The sequence below is a fragment of the Chloroflexus sp. MS-CIW-1 genome, from assembly GCF_030444705.1.
Lineage (GTDB): Bacteria > Chloroflexota > Chloroflexia > Chloroflexales > Chloroflexaceae > Chloroflexus.
The window spans coordinates 2,745,454-2,762,281 of record NZ_JAUBWR010000001.1; the positions used below are offsets into that span (position 1 = coordinate 2,745,454).

Genomic DNA, 16,828 nt, shown 5'->3' on the forward strand with positions numbered 1-16,828 from the left:
TCCCCCTAACACCCTTCCTCTCTTCCACGGGGAGAGGAAGGGGGAGGAGGTGTGGTCGGGCGCCACCTTACCCGTCACGTACATCGCCTGACGGTGCTTTACTGAAAGGAAGGCACGGCGGCTATAGAAACAGAACGCTGGTCCATCCTAACGCAATGGTCGCATATGCACGGTACGAGCCTCATGAGAAAGCCGGGGTTTTGAACAAGCTCTCTTTTCCCACTTCCTACCACTCACTTCGCTTCTCGACCTCCTGTCGCATTCGCCGCAGCGCATACTGAATACCATCACGCAAATCAGCGCGTGTAATGATAGTGCTCAGATCAACACCAAGTGCGACTAACGTTTGGGCAACATCAGGCCGAATGCCGGTAATGATGAGTTGGGCGCCAAGCAGACGCAACGAAACTGCACATTGTAGTATCCCATGGGCAACCTGCGTGTCGATCACCGGCACACCGGTAACATCAAGCACGACAAGCCGGGCCTGACGTTGTTGCACCTTCTGCAAAAGTGACTCGATCAGCGTCGCCGCTCGTGAGCTGTCGAAAGCACCTACCATTGGCACCAGCAATACTCGCGATTCCACTTCAAGAAGTGGCGTCGACAACTCGGCCAATAGGGCGGCCTGCGCGGCAATAATCTCTTCGCGTACCGCAAGCTGGCGACGCAGCTCTTCTGCTTTCTTGAGTTCTGTTATGTCAATTCGTAATCCAACTGCGCCACCATCAGGAGTACGTCGTTCGACGATACGAATCCAGCGTCCATCGGCCAGATGCTGCTCGATGGGGGCAAGCTCAGCGTGTTTCTGCAATCGCTCGGCAACCCACTCATCCACACGCCCAATGGCTTCCGCGTATTGACCCCGCTCGGCGCCGATCCGAATCAGCTCGGCAAAAGGCCGACCAGGCGTAACCAGATCGGCGCTGACTGAGTACAATTCACGGTAGCGCCGATTACAAAAGACGATCCGGTCGTCAGCATCAAGAAGTAGAAACCCTTCTTCCAGACTATCGAGTGCGCTCATAATGACTTCAAGCTGCTGTTGGGCGACCCGCTGCGCTGTCAGCAGACCGGTAACCTCCATCGCTTGCGCTGTCAGCGCCGTCTTACTGCGGCGAATAACAACCTGCATATGCCGTGACTGATCACGTCGCAATGGTGCTGCTAATTGCAGCGGCGGATCATCGGGTGAGAGGAGATCAACCCATTGGCGAGCGGCTCTAATCGCTTGCTCATCCCAGGCCAGAATCTGTGCGCAGGCATCAATCAGATCGGTCAAATCAGTCGGTTGTTCAGAGCCATCGCATAGCTCTAACCACAAACGATTACACTGCACCAGGCCACCCTCCGGCGCATAGGCGGTTGGCAATGGCAGCACATCTAGCATAGTTCGTCTCTCGTAAGCATGTTGTGTACCATCAAGAACGGAAACTCGCAGTGCATTATAACTCATCTTCTCTTCGCGATTTTCCAACCCCCCATGCCCCCCCGCAAGCGGGGGGTAGGCGGGTAGAGTAGAACTCACTACCTACTGCTCCGCACGCGCTGCCAATGGGTTAAGGATCCGCCTCTCCTCCGCTCACCTGGCTTTCCCACATACTTTCTTTTCCATCATCTCCACCAGGCAGGTAAACTTTTTGAAAATCCCTACCTCGCTCACTGTTCACTCCTCACGCTCCTCCAAAGTGTGGTATAACCATAGTGTACTGTGCAAAACATTTGCAAATACTCGACGAAAGGACAACTGTGATGACACTAACCGGCATTCATGCACTGGTCACCGGCGGTGGACGTGGTCTTGGACGGGCAAGCGCATTAGCGTTGGCCCGTGCCGGTGCGATGGTCTCAGTTCTGGCACGTAGTGCCGATGAAGTGGCCGAAACGGTGTGGCTGATCGAAGAAAACGGACAGCGAGCCTTGGGATTAACGGCTGACGTGCGTGCGAGTGACCAGCTTGATCGTGCGGTGAGTCAGGCCCGCGATCACTTTGGGCCAATTCGTGTCCTGGTTGCTGCGGCGGGGATTGGGTTACGTGCTCCTATTCAGGAAACGACCGAAGAACAATGGGATGCTGTAGTGGATACGCTGTTGAAGGGCGTGTTTCTCAGCGCAAAGGCAGTGATCCCGCAGATGATTGAAGGAGGTGGAGGCAATATCATCGTGATCGGAGCACCACTCGACCGCATTGCAGTTCCCGGTTTTGCCACATACTACGCTGCAAAAGCCGGTGTTGACGGTCTGGCCCGCGTTATGGCCAAAGACCTGCGTCGGTTTGGGATCAACGTCAACATCGTCCATCCAGGAGGCTTTGCCGATACCCTTATGGTTCGCACGACTGTACCAGAGGTACGTACTGGTCTGCTCAGCCCTGACGAGATCGGACCGGCGGTTGTTGAGCTGGCCGCCCTACCGCCACGAAGTCAGACTGGGCAGACAATAGACGCCCACGCCCGAAAATTGGCGCAAAATTAGCCTGTTCATACCCTTGACAAAATCTGTGCAAAGATCGAAAATATACACATCCGAAATCTTTGAGGAGGCGTATATCCAGATAGAAAACTATTAACGCCTCGCAAGGAATGTTAAGAACATCGTTGCCGCTAACCGGAAGATGTTAAGGAGTACTACCGTGAAAGCCTTCCCTCAGAAGCACGCAGCCGACAGTGAAATTGAACCGGAATTGTCCGCTGAGGCCACCGAACTCGATGCTGAGTGGGATGGCGAAGTCGAACTCACTCCCGAAGACCTCGAGCTTGAAAACCTTGAACAGCTCGATGATCTCGTGGAAGAGGGCGATATTGAGCCGGTCGAAGACTCGGTACAGCTTTATCTGCAAGAGATTGGGCAGGTACCGCTACTTACTGCCGAAGAAGAAGTTGAACTGGCCCGGCAGTACAGTCGTGGTAAAGAGGCGCGGCAACGTTTGAAAGCTGAACAGTTTGCTAACGACCGCGAGCGCATGCGGCTTGAAATGGAGATGGCCCGTGGTGAAGAGGCACGTCGTCGCCTGATCCAGGCCAATTTGCGGCTGGTGGTAAGCGTGGCTAAGAAGTATATCGGCAGCCCGATGGCCTTCATGGATCTCGTTCAAGAGGGCAATATCGGCCTGATGCGTGCGGTCGAGAAGTTTGATTACACGAAAGGTAATCGGTTTAGCACTTACGCTACATGGTGGATCCGCCAGGCGGTCACGAGGGCAATTGCCGAGCAAAGCCGACTGATTCGCCTTCCGGTGCATCTGAGTGAGTCGATTGTTCATCTGCGCCGTGCCATCTACCGTCTGGAACAGGAGCTAGAGCGTGAGCCAACCGCCGAAGAGTTGGCGCATGCCCTGAATATGAGCGTGCGCAAAGTAAAGCGTCTGCTGCGGGCCTCAACCCAGCCTATTTCACTGGAACAACCGCTTAACAGCGAGCAAGAAGGCCGGGTCAGCGAAACACTAGCCGATGAAACAGTGGCTTCGCCAATCGAGATCGCCGAGCAGAAAATGCTGCACGCCGAGTTAACGGCTGCGCTCAATGAATTGCCTGAACGTGAACGCAAGATTCTTCAGTTACGTTATGGCTTGCTCGATGGGCAACGGCGCACGCTCGAGGAGGTAGGGGCAGCGTTCGGTATTACCCGTGAGCGTACTCGCCAAATCGAGGCTGAGGCATTACGCCGCCTGCGTCATCCAAGCGTTGGACAGCGACTACACGCTTATCTAGATTAAAAGAACCTTCTGGATCAAGTGCTCTGTTTCTACACGGGGCGGCTTTTCAAGCCGTCCCGTAACGCTTTTCAACGGCGCAGGCACGGTTCGCGAACCGCACCTGTGTGCCGTACAAAGCCGTGTTACCCTCGCCCATAAAGTGCGGTCAGATAGCCTAAACGATAAGCCAGATCACTATTGATCTGGTCAGGACGCATTCGCCACGCCCAATTTCCTTCGGCTCGCCCCGGCAAATTGAGACGCGCCCACGAACCCAACCCCAATATATCTTGCATTGGAATAATCGCCGTGTCAGCAACCGACATCAACGCCGCCCGGATAAAATCCCACGCGATATGTTCATCACGTGCTCCCAGGTAATCCCGCACGTGCTGTCGGGTGCGTTCATCGAGGATTGCCCACCAACCAACTGTCGTATCGTTATCGTGGGTTCCGGTATAGACGACCAAATCACGACTGTAGTTGTGCGGTAGATAGCTGCTTGTGGCATCGCCACCCCAGGCAAACTGAAGCACTGCCATACCGGGGAAGCCAAGCTGCTGACGTAATGCCTCGACATCGGGGGTAATCAGACCCAGGTCTTCGACAATAATCGGTAATGCGCCTAACTGTGATTGCACTGTTGCAAAGAGATCCGCACCAGGGCCAGGCGACCAGCGCCCCTCAAGTGCTGTTTCGGCTTGGGCCGGTACTTCCCAGCAGGCGGCAAAACCGCGAAAATGATCGATCCGTACAATATCAACCAGGCTAAAAAGGACGCGGAAACGCTCGACCCACCAGTCATACTGACGCTCGGCCAACCGATCCCAGCGGTAGAGCGGATTTCCCCAGCGCTGACCAGTAGGACTGAAGTAGTCTGGCGGCACCCCAGCAACAACGGTCGGATTTCCGCTATCATCGAGGTAAAATAGTTCGGGATTGGCCCACACATCAGCGCTATCAAAGGCGACAAAAATTGGTAAGTCGCCGATGATCTGAATACCTCGCTCGTTCGCATACTGGCGCAATTCCATCCACTGGCGGAAAAAGACCCACTGCAAGAACTGATGGAAGCGAATACGATCGGCCAACATCTGTCGCACCTCGGCCAATGCCGCCGGATCACGTCGCGCCAACCCTTCATCCCACCGATTCCACGGCTCGCCGCGGTAGGCCTCTTTCAAAGCGGCAAAGAGTGCAAACGTATCTAACCATGACCGCTGTTCCTCGCAGAAACGTGCAAAGTCGGCCTGCTGCCCGGCATCAGCATGGGCAAGAAATCGGGCAAATGCCCATTCCAGGCGGATCTTCTTCCACGGAATAATTGCTCCGTAATCGATCCAATCACCATCACCACCCGGAGCACCACCGAGTGCTCCTTCATCAAGCCATCCATTGCGTACTAGTTGTTCGAGCGAAATCAAGAGCGGATTCCCGGCCAGCGCCGATAAACCGGCATACGGTGAATCGCCATAACTGGTTGGCCCCAGTGGCATAATCTGCCAGCGTCGCTGTTTTGCCATTACCAGCCAATCGATAAACCGGTATGCTGCATCCCCAATATCACCAATCCCACCCCGTCCTGGCAATGAGGATGGATGGAGCAAAACCCCACTGACCCGCCGATGATCCATGATGCACCTCAGCGCTACTCAATCATTCATTTTGTTGTAATCGCAATTATAACACAAGAAACTATCTACGAGATCGTCAACCCAGCGCCTGATCAAAAATCCGGAATTTCCGATCAGGCTCGTCTGTGTACAAAGTGGTCATTCCAAATGCGCAACCATTCGGATACTTCACAATGCGGGCCAGTGGCCCGCGTACCTAGGCACTACACGATGCAGGCCAGGGGCCCGCGCACTCAGGCACTGCACAATGCGGGCCAGTGGCCCGCGTACCTAGGCACTACACGATGCAGGCCAGGGGCCCGCGCACCCAGGCCCTGCACGATGCGGGCCAGTGGCCCGCGCACTCAGGCACTGTACGATGCGGGATCGTGGCCCGCGCACCCAGGCCCTGCACGATGCGGGATCGTGGCCCGCGCACCCAGGCCCTGCACGATGCGGGCCAGTGGCCCGCGCTCCCAGGCCCTGCACGATGCGGGCCAGTGGCCCGCGTACCTAGGCACTACACGATGCAGGCCAGGGGCCCGCGCATCCAGGCGCTGTACGATGCGGGCTCGTGGCCCGCGCACTCAGGCGCTGTACAATGCGAGCTCGTGGCCCGCGCACTCAGGCGCTGCACGATGCGGGTCAGAGGCCCGCGCACCCAGGTGACTGTGTGGCCGGAGACGACCATCGCTCGTGTTTCTTCGCTACCATTGTGATACAATTGATGCAGATACATTATCCACTAGTGGTTCTGTCATGAATACAACCCGACCACTTCTCGTCTTAGTGCTTGCCGGCGCCAGCTTTCTCGCCGCTCAGAGCACCGGTCAACGTCTCTTCTTTCATCTCAGCTACATCCTCGCCGCTCTACCGCTGGTTGCGCTAGCGTGGACCTGGCTGAATCTGTACGGACTGAGTATCGAGCGTGAACACAAAAGCCTACGCGCCAGCGTCGGGGAATACACACGCGAACGGTTGACTATTCGTAACCAATGGTGGTTACCCAAACTATGGATCGAAGTACAGGATGAGTCGGACTTGCCCAACCACGAACCCGGTTTTGTGGCCTATCTAGGTGCTCGCGAGATAACCCGTTGGACGACCCGCACACTCTGTACCCACCGTGGACGCTTTCGACTTGGGCCAACCCGCATTATCAGCAGTGATCCGTTTGGTCTCTTCCGCTTTTCCCGCCTGATCGCTGGTAGTGGCGAAATTATTGTCTACCCGCCAACCGACCTCGTGACCGGTTTTCGACTACCGGGCACCGAACTGGCCGGTGGATCGTCGAGTCTGGTACGAACATACACCACGACGCCCAATGTGGCGACCATCCGCGATTATCAACCCGGTGATAGCCTGAACCGCATCCACTGGCGCAGCACAGCGCGCCAGGGTCGGCTGATGGTCAAAGAATTTGATCTCGATCCGGCAGCGGACATCTATCTCATCCTTGATTGTAATGAGCGCACGGTCGTGCGTATGCCACCTGCTCGACCACCAACCGATGAACGACAGATCGCTCCATGGTGGCAACGTCAACCATCGCTGCGCCAGCGCCCCGCCCTCGACTCAACGGAAGAGCATGCCGTGTACGTGGCTGCTTCCCTCGCCCGCACGCTCCTTTCACAAAACCGGGTTGTTGGTTTACTGGCCTGGAGTGAACGGCTTGAAGTTATTCCTGCCGAGCGTGAAGAGCGGCAACTCTGGAAGATGCTTGAGCTGTTGGCCGTATTGCGTGCGTCTGGTCAACATTCATTGACCGAGTTGTTACTGGCCGAAGGCCAGCGTTTCAGCCGCGCTACAACCCTGGTCATTATCACATCAGATGTTGATCCGCGTTGGGTGACTGCGCTCCAGCAACACATCTATCGTGGTGCACGAGCGGTAATCGTCTTCATTGATCCGCTGAGTTATGGCGGCTGGAACGATCCAACTACACTTCTCCAACATTTAGTCGGGTTGGGTATCGATGTCTACCGTTTACAACGCGATCAAGTCCTTGACGAGGCGCTGCGCCATCCGCTGCAATCGCCAGCTTGAGAGAACACCCACCGTTGAACTCTCTGATAAGGGGAAGTAGCAAGAGAGATAACGTTTACCTAAACGAAAGACGGTACTAATCGTAATCAGGAGTATTGAGCTATTGCCTGCTGAAACTACGTAGTTGTACAATAGACTTGCTATACTATAGGTTGTAACGAAAAAGCACTTGTTGTTAAATGGAAGCACACGCTATGGCTCAACCACCTTTTGTCTTCAAGCGAGGCCCTGCTCAGCGTTCCTACTTCTTCACAGGTTTCATTGTTACCCTCATCCTCAGCCTCCTTTTCAGCGCAGTCATGTCGGTGTTTGCGGCAGGAACTCTCACCGTTCAGGTATATCTTGACAGTAATCGCAACGGCACCTTCGACAGTGGTGAAACTGGGATCGGCGGTATCTTGGTCTCGGTCTATTCTGCTGAAAGCGTGATCGTTGGTCTGAATACAACCGACAGCAGTGGGCAAGTGGTCTTTCCCTCATTACCCGACGGCAACTATCGCATTGAAATAAGTAACCTCGGCGCCCGTGTTGTCTCTGTACCAGGAAATGATAATCCTGGCCTCCTCTCATTTGTGACTATTTCGGGAGGCGCTGTCACCCAACGAATTGGCCTGCGTGAGCTTGACGGTGGTTCAGTGGATACCGGTGCTCCAGCCGGGACTCGTAGTGTCTCGGTGCGGGTCTGGGATGACAGTGATGCCGATGGAGTTCAGGATGCTGGCGAACCATCATTCAGTGGTCTGCCGGTACGCCTGGTTGATAGTCTGGGAAACACGGTCGCCGGACCGGTGAATACTGACGCGCTCGGGCGCGCAATCTTTAACAATGCCCCCACCGGTGCTGGCTACCGTGTACGCATACTGGCGGCTGACATCCCAACCGGTTACATTCTGACCCAATCCTTTGTCAACGATGGCGATCCAAACCCAACCATTCGCGACTCGAATGCAGTATTGGTCGGCGGGAATGTCGAAGCAACGCTGCCCAATACCGGACGCGGGGTCAACATTGACAGTGTTGATATTGGTTTCACCCGCGGGGCAGTAAGTGGCTTCATCTGGCGCGACAACAACCGCAACGGCCTCTGGGAAAGTGGTGAACCAAGATTGAATGGGATCACAGTTCAGTTAGTAGATACGAATACCTCTACAGTAATCAGTACCACTACCACGCGCCAGCGGATCGGATCGACCCAGCCTGAAGAGGGTGGTATTTTTGTCTTCCCCAGTTTGCCGCTGACGACAACCTACCAGGTTGTGATACCCAATAGCCAGTTTACCAGCGGTGCCCCGCTCTTCGGCGCTGCGAATTCACCGAATGCAACCGGTGGTGATGTAGGGTCACCGGATGGGATACCCGGTTCAAGTGATGTGACTGGACCGACTCTCACCGTGAATGCCACGACGAATGTCTATTCCAACCAACGTTTTGGCTTCTATAAGGGCGTCGTGGGCGACTTCGTCTGGCTTGACGATGATAGTGATGGGAATCCGGATTCCGGCGAAATCGGGGTGAACGGTGTCATTGTCTTTGTTGATAGCAACAGTAATGGCATCCGAGACAGCGGCGAACTCTTTACCGTCACTACCAATAATCCAAACAATGGTCAACCTGGCTACTATCTGTTCGATGATCTGCCATTAGGCAGCAGCTACCGCATTACCCTCGATCCGGATAACTTCAAAGCCGGTGGTGCATTGGTCGGTTTGGGCAATTCGACCGGAACTGCAGCTACGAACGTCAACGGTGACCGCTATGTCTATCGTAACTCGAGCTCACTAAGTGCAGGTTCACCAGAAGATACTGGGGTCGACTTTGGTATGACACGAGCCAGTATCGGTAATCTGGTCTTTGAAGACGCAAATGGCAACGGTGTTTACGATACTGGTGAGCCAACTATTTCAGGTGTTACCGTCAGAGCGTACCGGGCAAGTAATGACACTCTGCTTGGCACAACAACCAGCGGTGCAGGCGGAATATACACTCTCCCTGGAATACCTGCTGAAGAAATCTACGTGACGTTCGATCTCGCAACTGCCGGTGCGGGTTATATTGGATTTGTCGGTAGTCTGCGTCCAACCGGTACTACCGTTGATCCAACTGAAGCAACGTACACCAACTACAGTGATTTGACAGCCAACGTCGGTGGTGATGTCTGGCGTACCGATACTTTTACACCAGTTCTGAATACACCTAACAACGGTATTGATGCTGGATTCTACCGACCGGTGCGTATCGTTGTGCGGGTCTTCGGCGAGACGGTGACGATCAACAATACACGAGATGGTGGTGAACCCGGAATTAGTGGCGTCACCGTTCAGGTCACAGGCACTGAATCCCAGACTCTAACGACGAATGTTGGTGGAGAAGCCATCTTTAATCTGCGCCCCGGTTCATACACAGTGACGGTGACGACACCTGCAGGGTATCAGCGTTCGCCTGGCAATAGCGGTAGCCTGAACTTTACGAACCTACCTAGCCAGGCCGTACAAAACGCCGACTTCGGTTATTACCGACCAGGAACGATTAGTGGTATTGCTTTCTTTGATGCAAATGGCGATAGTCTGGCTAACAGTGGTGAACCGCGACTGCGCAGTGTGACGGTTGAATTAATCGACTCGTTAAACAACGTCGTTGACACCAAGACCACAAATACCAGTGGCGCCTATACCTTCACCGGTATTCTACCTAGTAACTATACAGTACGGTTTACGAATCCCGATACGACGAATTATGAATTTATCACCGGCGGTGATAGCGATGTTACGACCGCAGGGAATGTAGCTACCAGTAGCACAGGCACCTTAACGGTACCTTACAACGGTTCACTTACCAACATTGATGCCGGCTTCCGCGGTCGGACAACGGTCAGTGGTCGAATTTTTGAGGATAACAATGCCGACAATCTGCAAGATGCAGGTGATACTAACTTGAGCGGTGCAACCGTTACTCTAACGGTCACTGCTAATCTGACGAACCTGGTAGCGACCTACCAGGCCACTATAAGTACGCCAGCACCTAATTATGCCTTCAACAACCTGCCCGGTGGCAACGGTGTAACCTATACTGTCAGCTTTGCACCACCTTCTACAGCTTATATCGCCAGTGATGCAAATGTGGGCAGCGATGATACTATCGATAGTGATGGCCCGATCGTCACAATCACTAATCCGACTGCTGGTGGAACGATTACTAATGTTGATCAGGGTTACTTCCGGAACGTCACCATTACGGCCCGCGTTTTCCGCGAACCCTCAGCCGGGCGGAACAATCAGTGGGATAGCGGTGAAACTGGGATCGTCGGTGTCCGTGTATTCCTAGAACAGGGTGGAACACCTGTGCTTACCAGCACAACGACGACCGGCGGCCTGGTCACCTTTACCGCTCGTCCCGGCTCCTATAACCTCAACGTTGACGAAAGCTCAACCCCGCTCAGTGGTTTGTTACCTTCATCTGGATCAACCGCAGCCATTCCGGTGGTTGGATCACCGCTTACCAGTGGTAGTAGCTCGCTGACGCAAACCAGCCCGCCCGGAACAACTCATGTGTTTGGCTTCTACACGTTTGGGACGGTTAGCGGACGAGTCTTCTTCGATGGCAAGAATGCACCGGCTGATAATTCAGCCAGTGGTGAGCCGGGGATCAGTGGGGTCACGGTACGCCTGCTGAACATATCAGATGTGCAAGTCGGTATAGCCACAACCGATACCAACGGTAATTTCACCATTAACAACGTTGAAGGTGGAAGTTACCGGCTGGAGTTTGTCAACCCCAATGCGGCTAATTTCAGCTTTGTGGCCGCTAATACGGGTGATAACAACGTTGCCAGCATTGTGAGCAATAATGGTCGAACTGATCTATTTACCGTTACCGACGGCCAAACAACGAGCCGGTCGGCCGCGCTGATTGGGAATAGCACAGTCAAAGGGATCACCTTCGTTGACCAGGCCTATGACGGCCAGCGCACCGGCGATCCGGCGCTCGCCAACGTAACCGTCACGCTGACGGCGACGGTCGCGCTACCTAATCTGACCACCACCATCACGCGCAGCGCCACCACCGACAGCAGCGGCAATTACAGCTTTGGCGGGCTACCCGGCGGGACGGGGGCAGTCACCTTCACGCTGAGCTTCACCCCACCTGCGGCAACGCCACCCTACCAGGTAACGCAGGCCGATGTGGGAGATGATGCGACCGACAGTGATGGCCCTGCCGCCCTGACCGATCAGGCGCTCGGCGTGGGAACGACTGTCAGTCGCGACCGGGGCTACTACCAGAACGTGACCGTACAGGCACGGGTGTTCCACGAGACGGTGACGATTAACAATACCTTTGAGACCGGTGAAGCCGGTCTGCGGGCGGTTACCGTAAACGTGAGTGGGCCGGTATCAAGTTCACAGGCAACCGACCTCTCAGGTCTGGTGACCTTTACCGGCCCGCCCGGCGTCTATACCTTTACCATCCCCACTGACCCAAGCAGTTATGTCCGTTCGCCGGGCAACACTGGTACGGCATCCACAGCGCTGGTGCTCAGCGGTGCAACCGCACCAGCCGTGCCGTTTGGATACTATCGCCCGGCACAGATCAACGGTACCGTCTGGTTCGACACCAACAGCAACGGCATTTTTGATAGCGGTGAGCCGGGGATGGAGAATGTTTCGGTGCGCCTCGTTGGGAATAATAGCGGCCCCGGCACTCCGGTGACGACCAACAGTAGTGGAGCATTCACTATCACCGGTATTGAGCCGACCGGTTTGACCAATACCAGCTATCAGCTCTGCTTTACTGCACCAACAGGATTTGTCTTCACTACTAAAGATGATACGCTGACGACCGATAACAATAGTGATGCCAACCCTAGCGGTTGCACCGATAGCTTTACCATCGCTTCAGATGCGAACATCACTTACATTGATGCCGGTCTGCGTGGCGCCCTATCAATTGGTGATCTCGTTTGGGAAGACACCAATGGCAACGGCATTCAAGATAGCGGCGAACAGGCGCTGGAGAATGTGACGATTGTCATCCAGGTTCAAACCAACAGCGGTGTCATCAACAGTACTAATCCATCGTTCACCTTTACGACCACCTCAACCAGTGCCAGTGGCCTATCGCCAAACTATTCAATCGGCAACATTCCACCTGGTAGTACGGTTACTATTCAGTCGGTAAGCCGCTTCGGATATCTCTTAACCACGGCCAATCAAGGTGGGAACCCGGCAACTGATAGTAACGCCGTTGGTTCGTCATTGACGCTTACGGCCAATGATGCAACCATTGACTTCGGTTTGTACCGGACAACGGCGATTGGGAATCTGGTCTGGTATGACGTGAACGGGAATGGAGTGCGTGATACCGGTGAGCCTGGTATTCCGAATTTGACCATCGCTCTGCGCGATGCGGCCGGAAATACGATCACGTCAACGCAGACGCTAGGCGATGGCAGCTATGCCTTTAGTAACCTGGCACCGGGTAGTTACTCGTTGCGTCTGACCATACCTGCCGGTTACGCCACCACTAATAACGGGAGCGGTTCGATCAGTGTTGACGACGACAATGACTTCCGCACCGATGGCACAACTGTCAACTTCGCCCTTTCCAGCGGTCAGGCCCTCGGCAGCGTCGATGCTGGTCTGCGCGGTACTGGGAGCGTGAGCGGTATCGCATGGTTTGACACCAATGAAAATAACGTTCGCGATCCTGGAGAAACGGATCGCGTGAGCGGGGTGCGCGTGACGGTGACCTTCACACCAACCTTGTTACCAGCTTTACCGCAGACAATTCAGGTCGCGACTGATACGAATGGCGCTTACAATGTAACCAATCTGCCACCCGGTGAGGTTACTGTGACTTTTACCAACCTAGCTGGTTATCTACCGGCCCAGCCAAATGTTGGCGGCGATGACACCATCGACAGTGATGGTCCGGTAGCCGCCTTCACATTGGGAGCTGGGCAGAATGCGGTTGTGGACATGGGTTATTACCGACGTGTTCTGGTGTATCTGCCCCTGACAATGGTACAGATACCGCCGGATTTGATCGTGAGCATCCAGGCCACACCAGCCAACCCGAACCTCAACACACCGGTTACCTATCAGATCACTGTCACCAACGTCGGTCGCGAACCGGCCAGCAAGTTCTGGGTTGACCTCTATGTCAATCCGCGACGCCCACCAGAGGTCAACGAGCGCTGGAATGATCTGTCACGGCAAGGATTGGCCTGGTTCTTCGATGGCACGCTCCAGCCTGGCGAAAGTGTGACGTTGAACAGTCGGCCACGGAGTTCGACCAACCCATTCGGCTACGATCCAGCCACCAGTTCGCCAACCTGGAACGGGCGGCTGCCTCCGGGACGCAATACTATCTATGTATACGTAGATAGCTGGAACCGTGACGAGTCTGGTAACGTGCGTTCGCCATTTGGCGCTGTAGAAGAAGTCAACGAGACCAATAATCGGGCCGAAATAACCATCGTTGTTTCAGAGTAGCGCTGCAATAGTGGAAAAACCTGCAATGTAACTTGGTGCAGGTTTTTCCACCTGGACAAGTAAAGGAATTCGCGATATTGTTGTCATACAAGACGTGGCGATGACTGCCTGCGCCAGCCACACCGACAATACTATGAATGGGTAAGGAGTTGCTTATGCAACGACGAATGATCAGCTACAGCATGATGATCAGCGGCCTGATCGCAATGGTGATAGGATTTACCCTCCTGCCGCTCCCGGCTCAATCAACCGCTGCTCCGGCGCTGCAACCGTCGCCACGCCCAACATTGCCACCGCCGGTTCTTGTTCCGGCAACACCAACACCGCTGCCGATGGGTCGGGTAACCGGAACAATTATTGATCTGCGAACCAATGCTCCAGCAGCCGGTATTGCTGTTCAGATTGGTGAGGCGTTAGTTTACAGTGATGGCAATGGTAATTATGACCGCTGGGTAGAATCGGGGTATTATCGGCTTGCTCTTAACTTGAACCCAGACCAGGGTTCGCCCGCTCAGCCGCCATTGGAGATTGCAGTCGGGCCTAGCGATACGGTTGTGGTACACCTCTTTTTCACCAGCCCGGCGCCAAATACGGCAGTTTTGCCCGACCTGACAATCGAAGCACCGACCGCAGAACCGGCGCCACAACCAGTCGTTGTTCCGGCTTTGCCTGAGCCTGTGCCTGAAACGATGCCACCAAAGTTACCGTACACCGGTATCGCTACAGATGCTGATACTGTACCGGCAACGGCTATCGATCAGCAGCCGACACGGCTGCCGCGCACCGCAGCAACCGCACCGTTCAATGCCCAGTTCTGGTTTATCCTTGGCATTATCTTGCTAGCAGGTGGCCTGGGCCTACAGTTCTGGCCAGCACGCCGATCATCACAGCCGGTATCTACTAATGACCGTCTCTTATCAACTCTACTGACTACACCTCCGTCTGAGTCTCGTGAAGAGCTGTTGCGTAAACTCCTGACCGATCCAGAAGATCACTAAGCGGTTACAGGTATTGAATACGAATGAGCCATCGCACGCAGCAATAGAACCTTATGGGGGCAGGTTTTGAACTCGCTCCTATTGGTGCGGCAATAAATAAATGAGGGAAGAGACCGTTGCAGTCTCTTCCCTCACTCCGTATCCGCTCATTCCTTATGGTACAATCACCGCCCTGCCAGCAATTCGTCGATGCTTGAAATCGTCAATTGCCTGGTTGATCTGCTCAAGGCGGTATTGTTGACCATAGAGCTTTACTCGTCCTTCTGCATTAAGCTCCATCAGTTCAACCAGCTCGACGTAATTACCGACCAGACTTCCCTCAATTGCAATCTCGGTGATGATCATATGGACAGTAGGTACGTGGATCGCACCGCCATACCCAACGACAAAATGGGTTCCACCCTGACGCAGCATCTGCCATGAGATCTGCTCAGCACCCAATTCGCCGACAAAATCAATTACCACATGGGCGCCACCGTGTGTTAAGTCCTTGACCTCCTGTACGACTGTATCAGTCCCATCGAGGACGTAGTGCGCTCCCAAATCACGGGCTAGTTTACGGGCCGCCTCCGAGCGATCAACAGCGATAATTCGCGCTCCACATAGTTCTCGTACTGATTGCAAGGCAATGTGACCGAGGCCGCCAACGCCAAGGATCACACAGTACTGACCGGGATTCAACTTGCGTGCCGCTTTTTTAGCCACGCGATAAGCAGTGATCCCGGCATCAGCCAACGGTGCTACATCGACCGGAGCGACATTTGGATTGAGTTTGATGAGCGCTCGTTCGTTCGTCAACATGTACTCGGCGAAACCACCATCGCAGTTGAGGCCAGGGAAGCTGCCATGTTCGCAGTACATATCTTCGCCGCGCCGACAGCCAAGGCAGATACCGCATGACCGCAAGGGATGACAAATGACCGGATCACCGACTTTGACCGAGGTCACACCAGGACCAACTTCCTCGACCCACCCTGCATTCTCGTGACCGAGAATGTAAGGCAGCAAAGTTCGTTGTGGATCCTGTATATCCTTCCAGACCCCCTCAATGATGTGAAGATCGGTACGACAGAGACCGGCTGCGCCGATACGGACAATCACCTCACCGGGCTTTGTAATCTGGGGTGGCGGTACCTCTTCGAGCTGAAGTTGGACGTTGAGATGTTCATCGTACTCGTGCAGACGGGCAGCACGCATAGGAATATCCTCTCTATTCAATCATCAGGCGATCACCAACGCTGGAATAGTCGTATTGCCGTTCCGGGAAGAACTGTGTCCTCAGCAGTCCTTCGCAGAGGCTGGTGTTGAAGGCTATATTAAGACGAGCCGAACGCGAGTAGCGCAGATAAGCCGGCAGATCGGCTTCTGCGATTGGTTGATCTGTGACAGTTGTGAATAGTTGTGCATCAACATTCATTGCCAGATGCAGTCGGCGCCGCTTGTGGAGATACCGTTGTAAATCAGCCGCGGCCAATGGAATACGCTGAGGAGGTGTCGCCTGCACAAGCAAGTCTTCCCCAGCTACCATTACATCACCAATACGCAAACCGAGAATGGTTGCATCGCTTAAGCCGACCTGTCGCATACGACGGATCAAGACATCCTGGCGCGCCAGAAAACCTTTGACGATAAATGTATAACGCAATGCTTCAAGATCAGACTGGCGATCAACATCGTTCGGAAACGTTTCGACAAAACTTCGTCCGGCATTAATCCCGCTGTTTATCTCATCAGCGAGACAATTGTTGCGAACGAGAACCGTGACCTGGTGTACCCCTGGAATCTGTCCTACCTCGTGGCGGATATCCTGTGACATCATAAAAACGAAGTTTGGTGCACACCAGAAGGTTGGCACAGTGTACGTGACCGTTACCTGTCCGCCATCAATTTGCACTTCGTTGATAAACCCCAACTCAGTGATCGGTGTATCCAGTTCCGGATCGTAGACTTCAGCCAGAGCACGATAGACTTCGGCAGTTGTCGGCATTG

The 16,828-nt window shown here is 54.4% G+C and carries 9 protein-coding genes; 5 read left to right on the forward strand and 4 right to left on the reverse strand.

Annotated elements, in window-relative coordinates; translation table 11 throughout:
• Nucleotides 1-226: 226 nt before the first annotated feature.
• Nucleotides 227-1,390, reverse strand: coding sequence for a PAS-domain containing protein (locus QTO31_RS10990; RefSeq protein WP_031458320.1), 1,164 nt, complete (start codon nt 1,388-1,390; stop codon nt 227-229).
• A gap of 362 nt (nt 1,391-1,752) precedes the next feature.
• Here QTO31_RS10990 and QTO31_RS10995 point away from each other — a divergent pair, with 362 nt between their 5' ends.
• Together QTO31_RS10995 and QTO31_RS11000 are read left to right on the forward strand one after the other, a co-directional pair.
• Entirely contained in the window at nt 1,753-2,475 is a 723-nt protein-coding gene (locus QTO31_RS10995; protein ID WP_031458321.1) for an SDR family NAD(P)-dependent oxidoreductase, read from the forward strand.
• A gap of 157 nt (nt 2,476-2,632) precedes the next feature.
• A complete protein-coding gene (locus QTO31_RS11000) occupies nt 2,633-3,715 on the forward strand; it encodes an RNA polymerase sigma factor RpoD/SigA (RefSeq protein ID WP_031458322.1) in 1,083 nt (360 codons plus the stop codon).
• Nucleotides 3,716-3,837: 122 nt separating this feature from the next.
• Here the strand turns inward: QTO31_RS11000 and malQ are convergent, their stop codons facing one another.
• Nucleotides 3,838-5,328, reverse strand: coding sequence for a 4-alpha-glucanotransferase (gene malQ / locus QTO31_RS11005; protein WP_301429107.1), 1,491 nt, complete (start codon nt 5,326-5,328; stop codon nt 3,838-3,840).
• A 738-nt stretch (nt 5,329-6,066) separates the two neighbouring features.
• On the opposite strand from malQ, the gene QTO31_RS11010 reads away from it, so the two are divergent.
• The 3 genes from QTO31_RS11010 to QTO31_RS11020 all read left to right on the forward strand — a co-directional run bounded on the left by QTO31_RS11010 (nt 6,067) and on the right by QTO31_RS11020 (nt 14,839).
• Nucleotides 6,067-7,353, forward strand: coding sequence for a DUF58 domain-containing protein (locus QTO31_RS11010; protein WP_301429108.1), 1,287 nt, complete (start codon nt 6,067-6,069; stop codon nt 7,351-7,353).
• Between the two features lie 194 nt (nt 7,354-7,547).
• Nucleotides 7,548-13,841 carry an SdrD B-like domain-containing protein gene (locus tag QTO31_RS11015; RefSeq protein WP_301429109.1) on the forward strand — a complete coding sequence of 2,098 codons (6,294 nt, stop codon included), beginning with the start codon at nt 7,548-7,550 and terminating at the stop codon, nt 13,839-13,841.
• Nucleotides 13,842-13,996: 155 nt separating this feature from the next.
• Nucleotides 13,997-14,839 carry a hypothetical protein gene (locus QTO31_RS11020; RefSeq protein ID WP_301429110.1) on the forward strand — a complete coding sequence of 281 codons (843 nt, stop codon included), beginning with the start codon at nt 13,997-13,999 and terminating at the stop codon, nt 14,837-14,839.
• A 153-nt stretch (nt 14,840-14,992) separates the two neighbouring features.
• On the opposite strand, the gene QTO31_RS11025 is transcribed toward QTO31_RS11020, so the two are convergent.
• Complete coding sequence (locus QTO31_RS11025; RefSeq protein WP_031458327.1) at nt 14,993-16,036, reverse strand: NAD(P)-dependent alcohol dehydrogenase; 1,044 nt, start codon at nt 16,034-16,036, stop codon at nt 14,993-14,995.
• Nucleotides 16,037-16,049: 13 nt separating this feature from the next.
• Complete coding sequence (locus QTO31_RS11030) at nt 16,050-16,826, reverse strand: metal-sulfur cluster assembly factor (RefSeq protein ID WP_301429111.1); 777 nt, start codon at nt 16,824-16,826, stop codon at nt 16,050-16,052.
• Between the last annotated feature and the right edge of the window lie 2 nt (nt 16,827-16,828).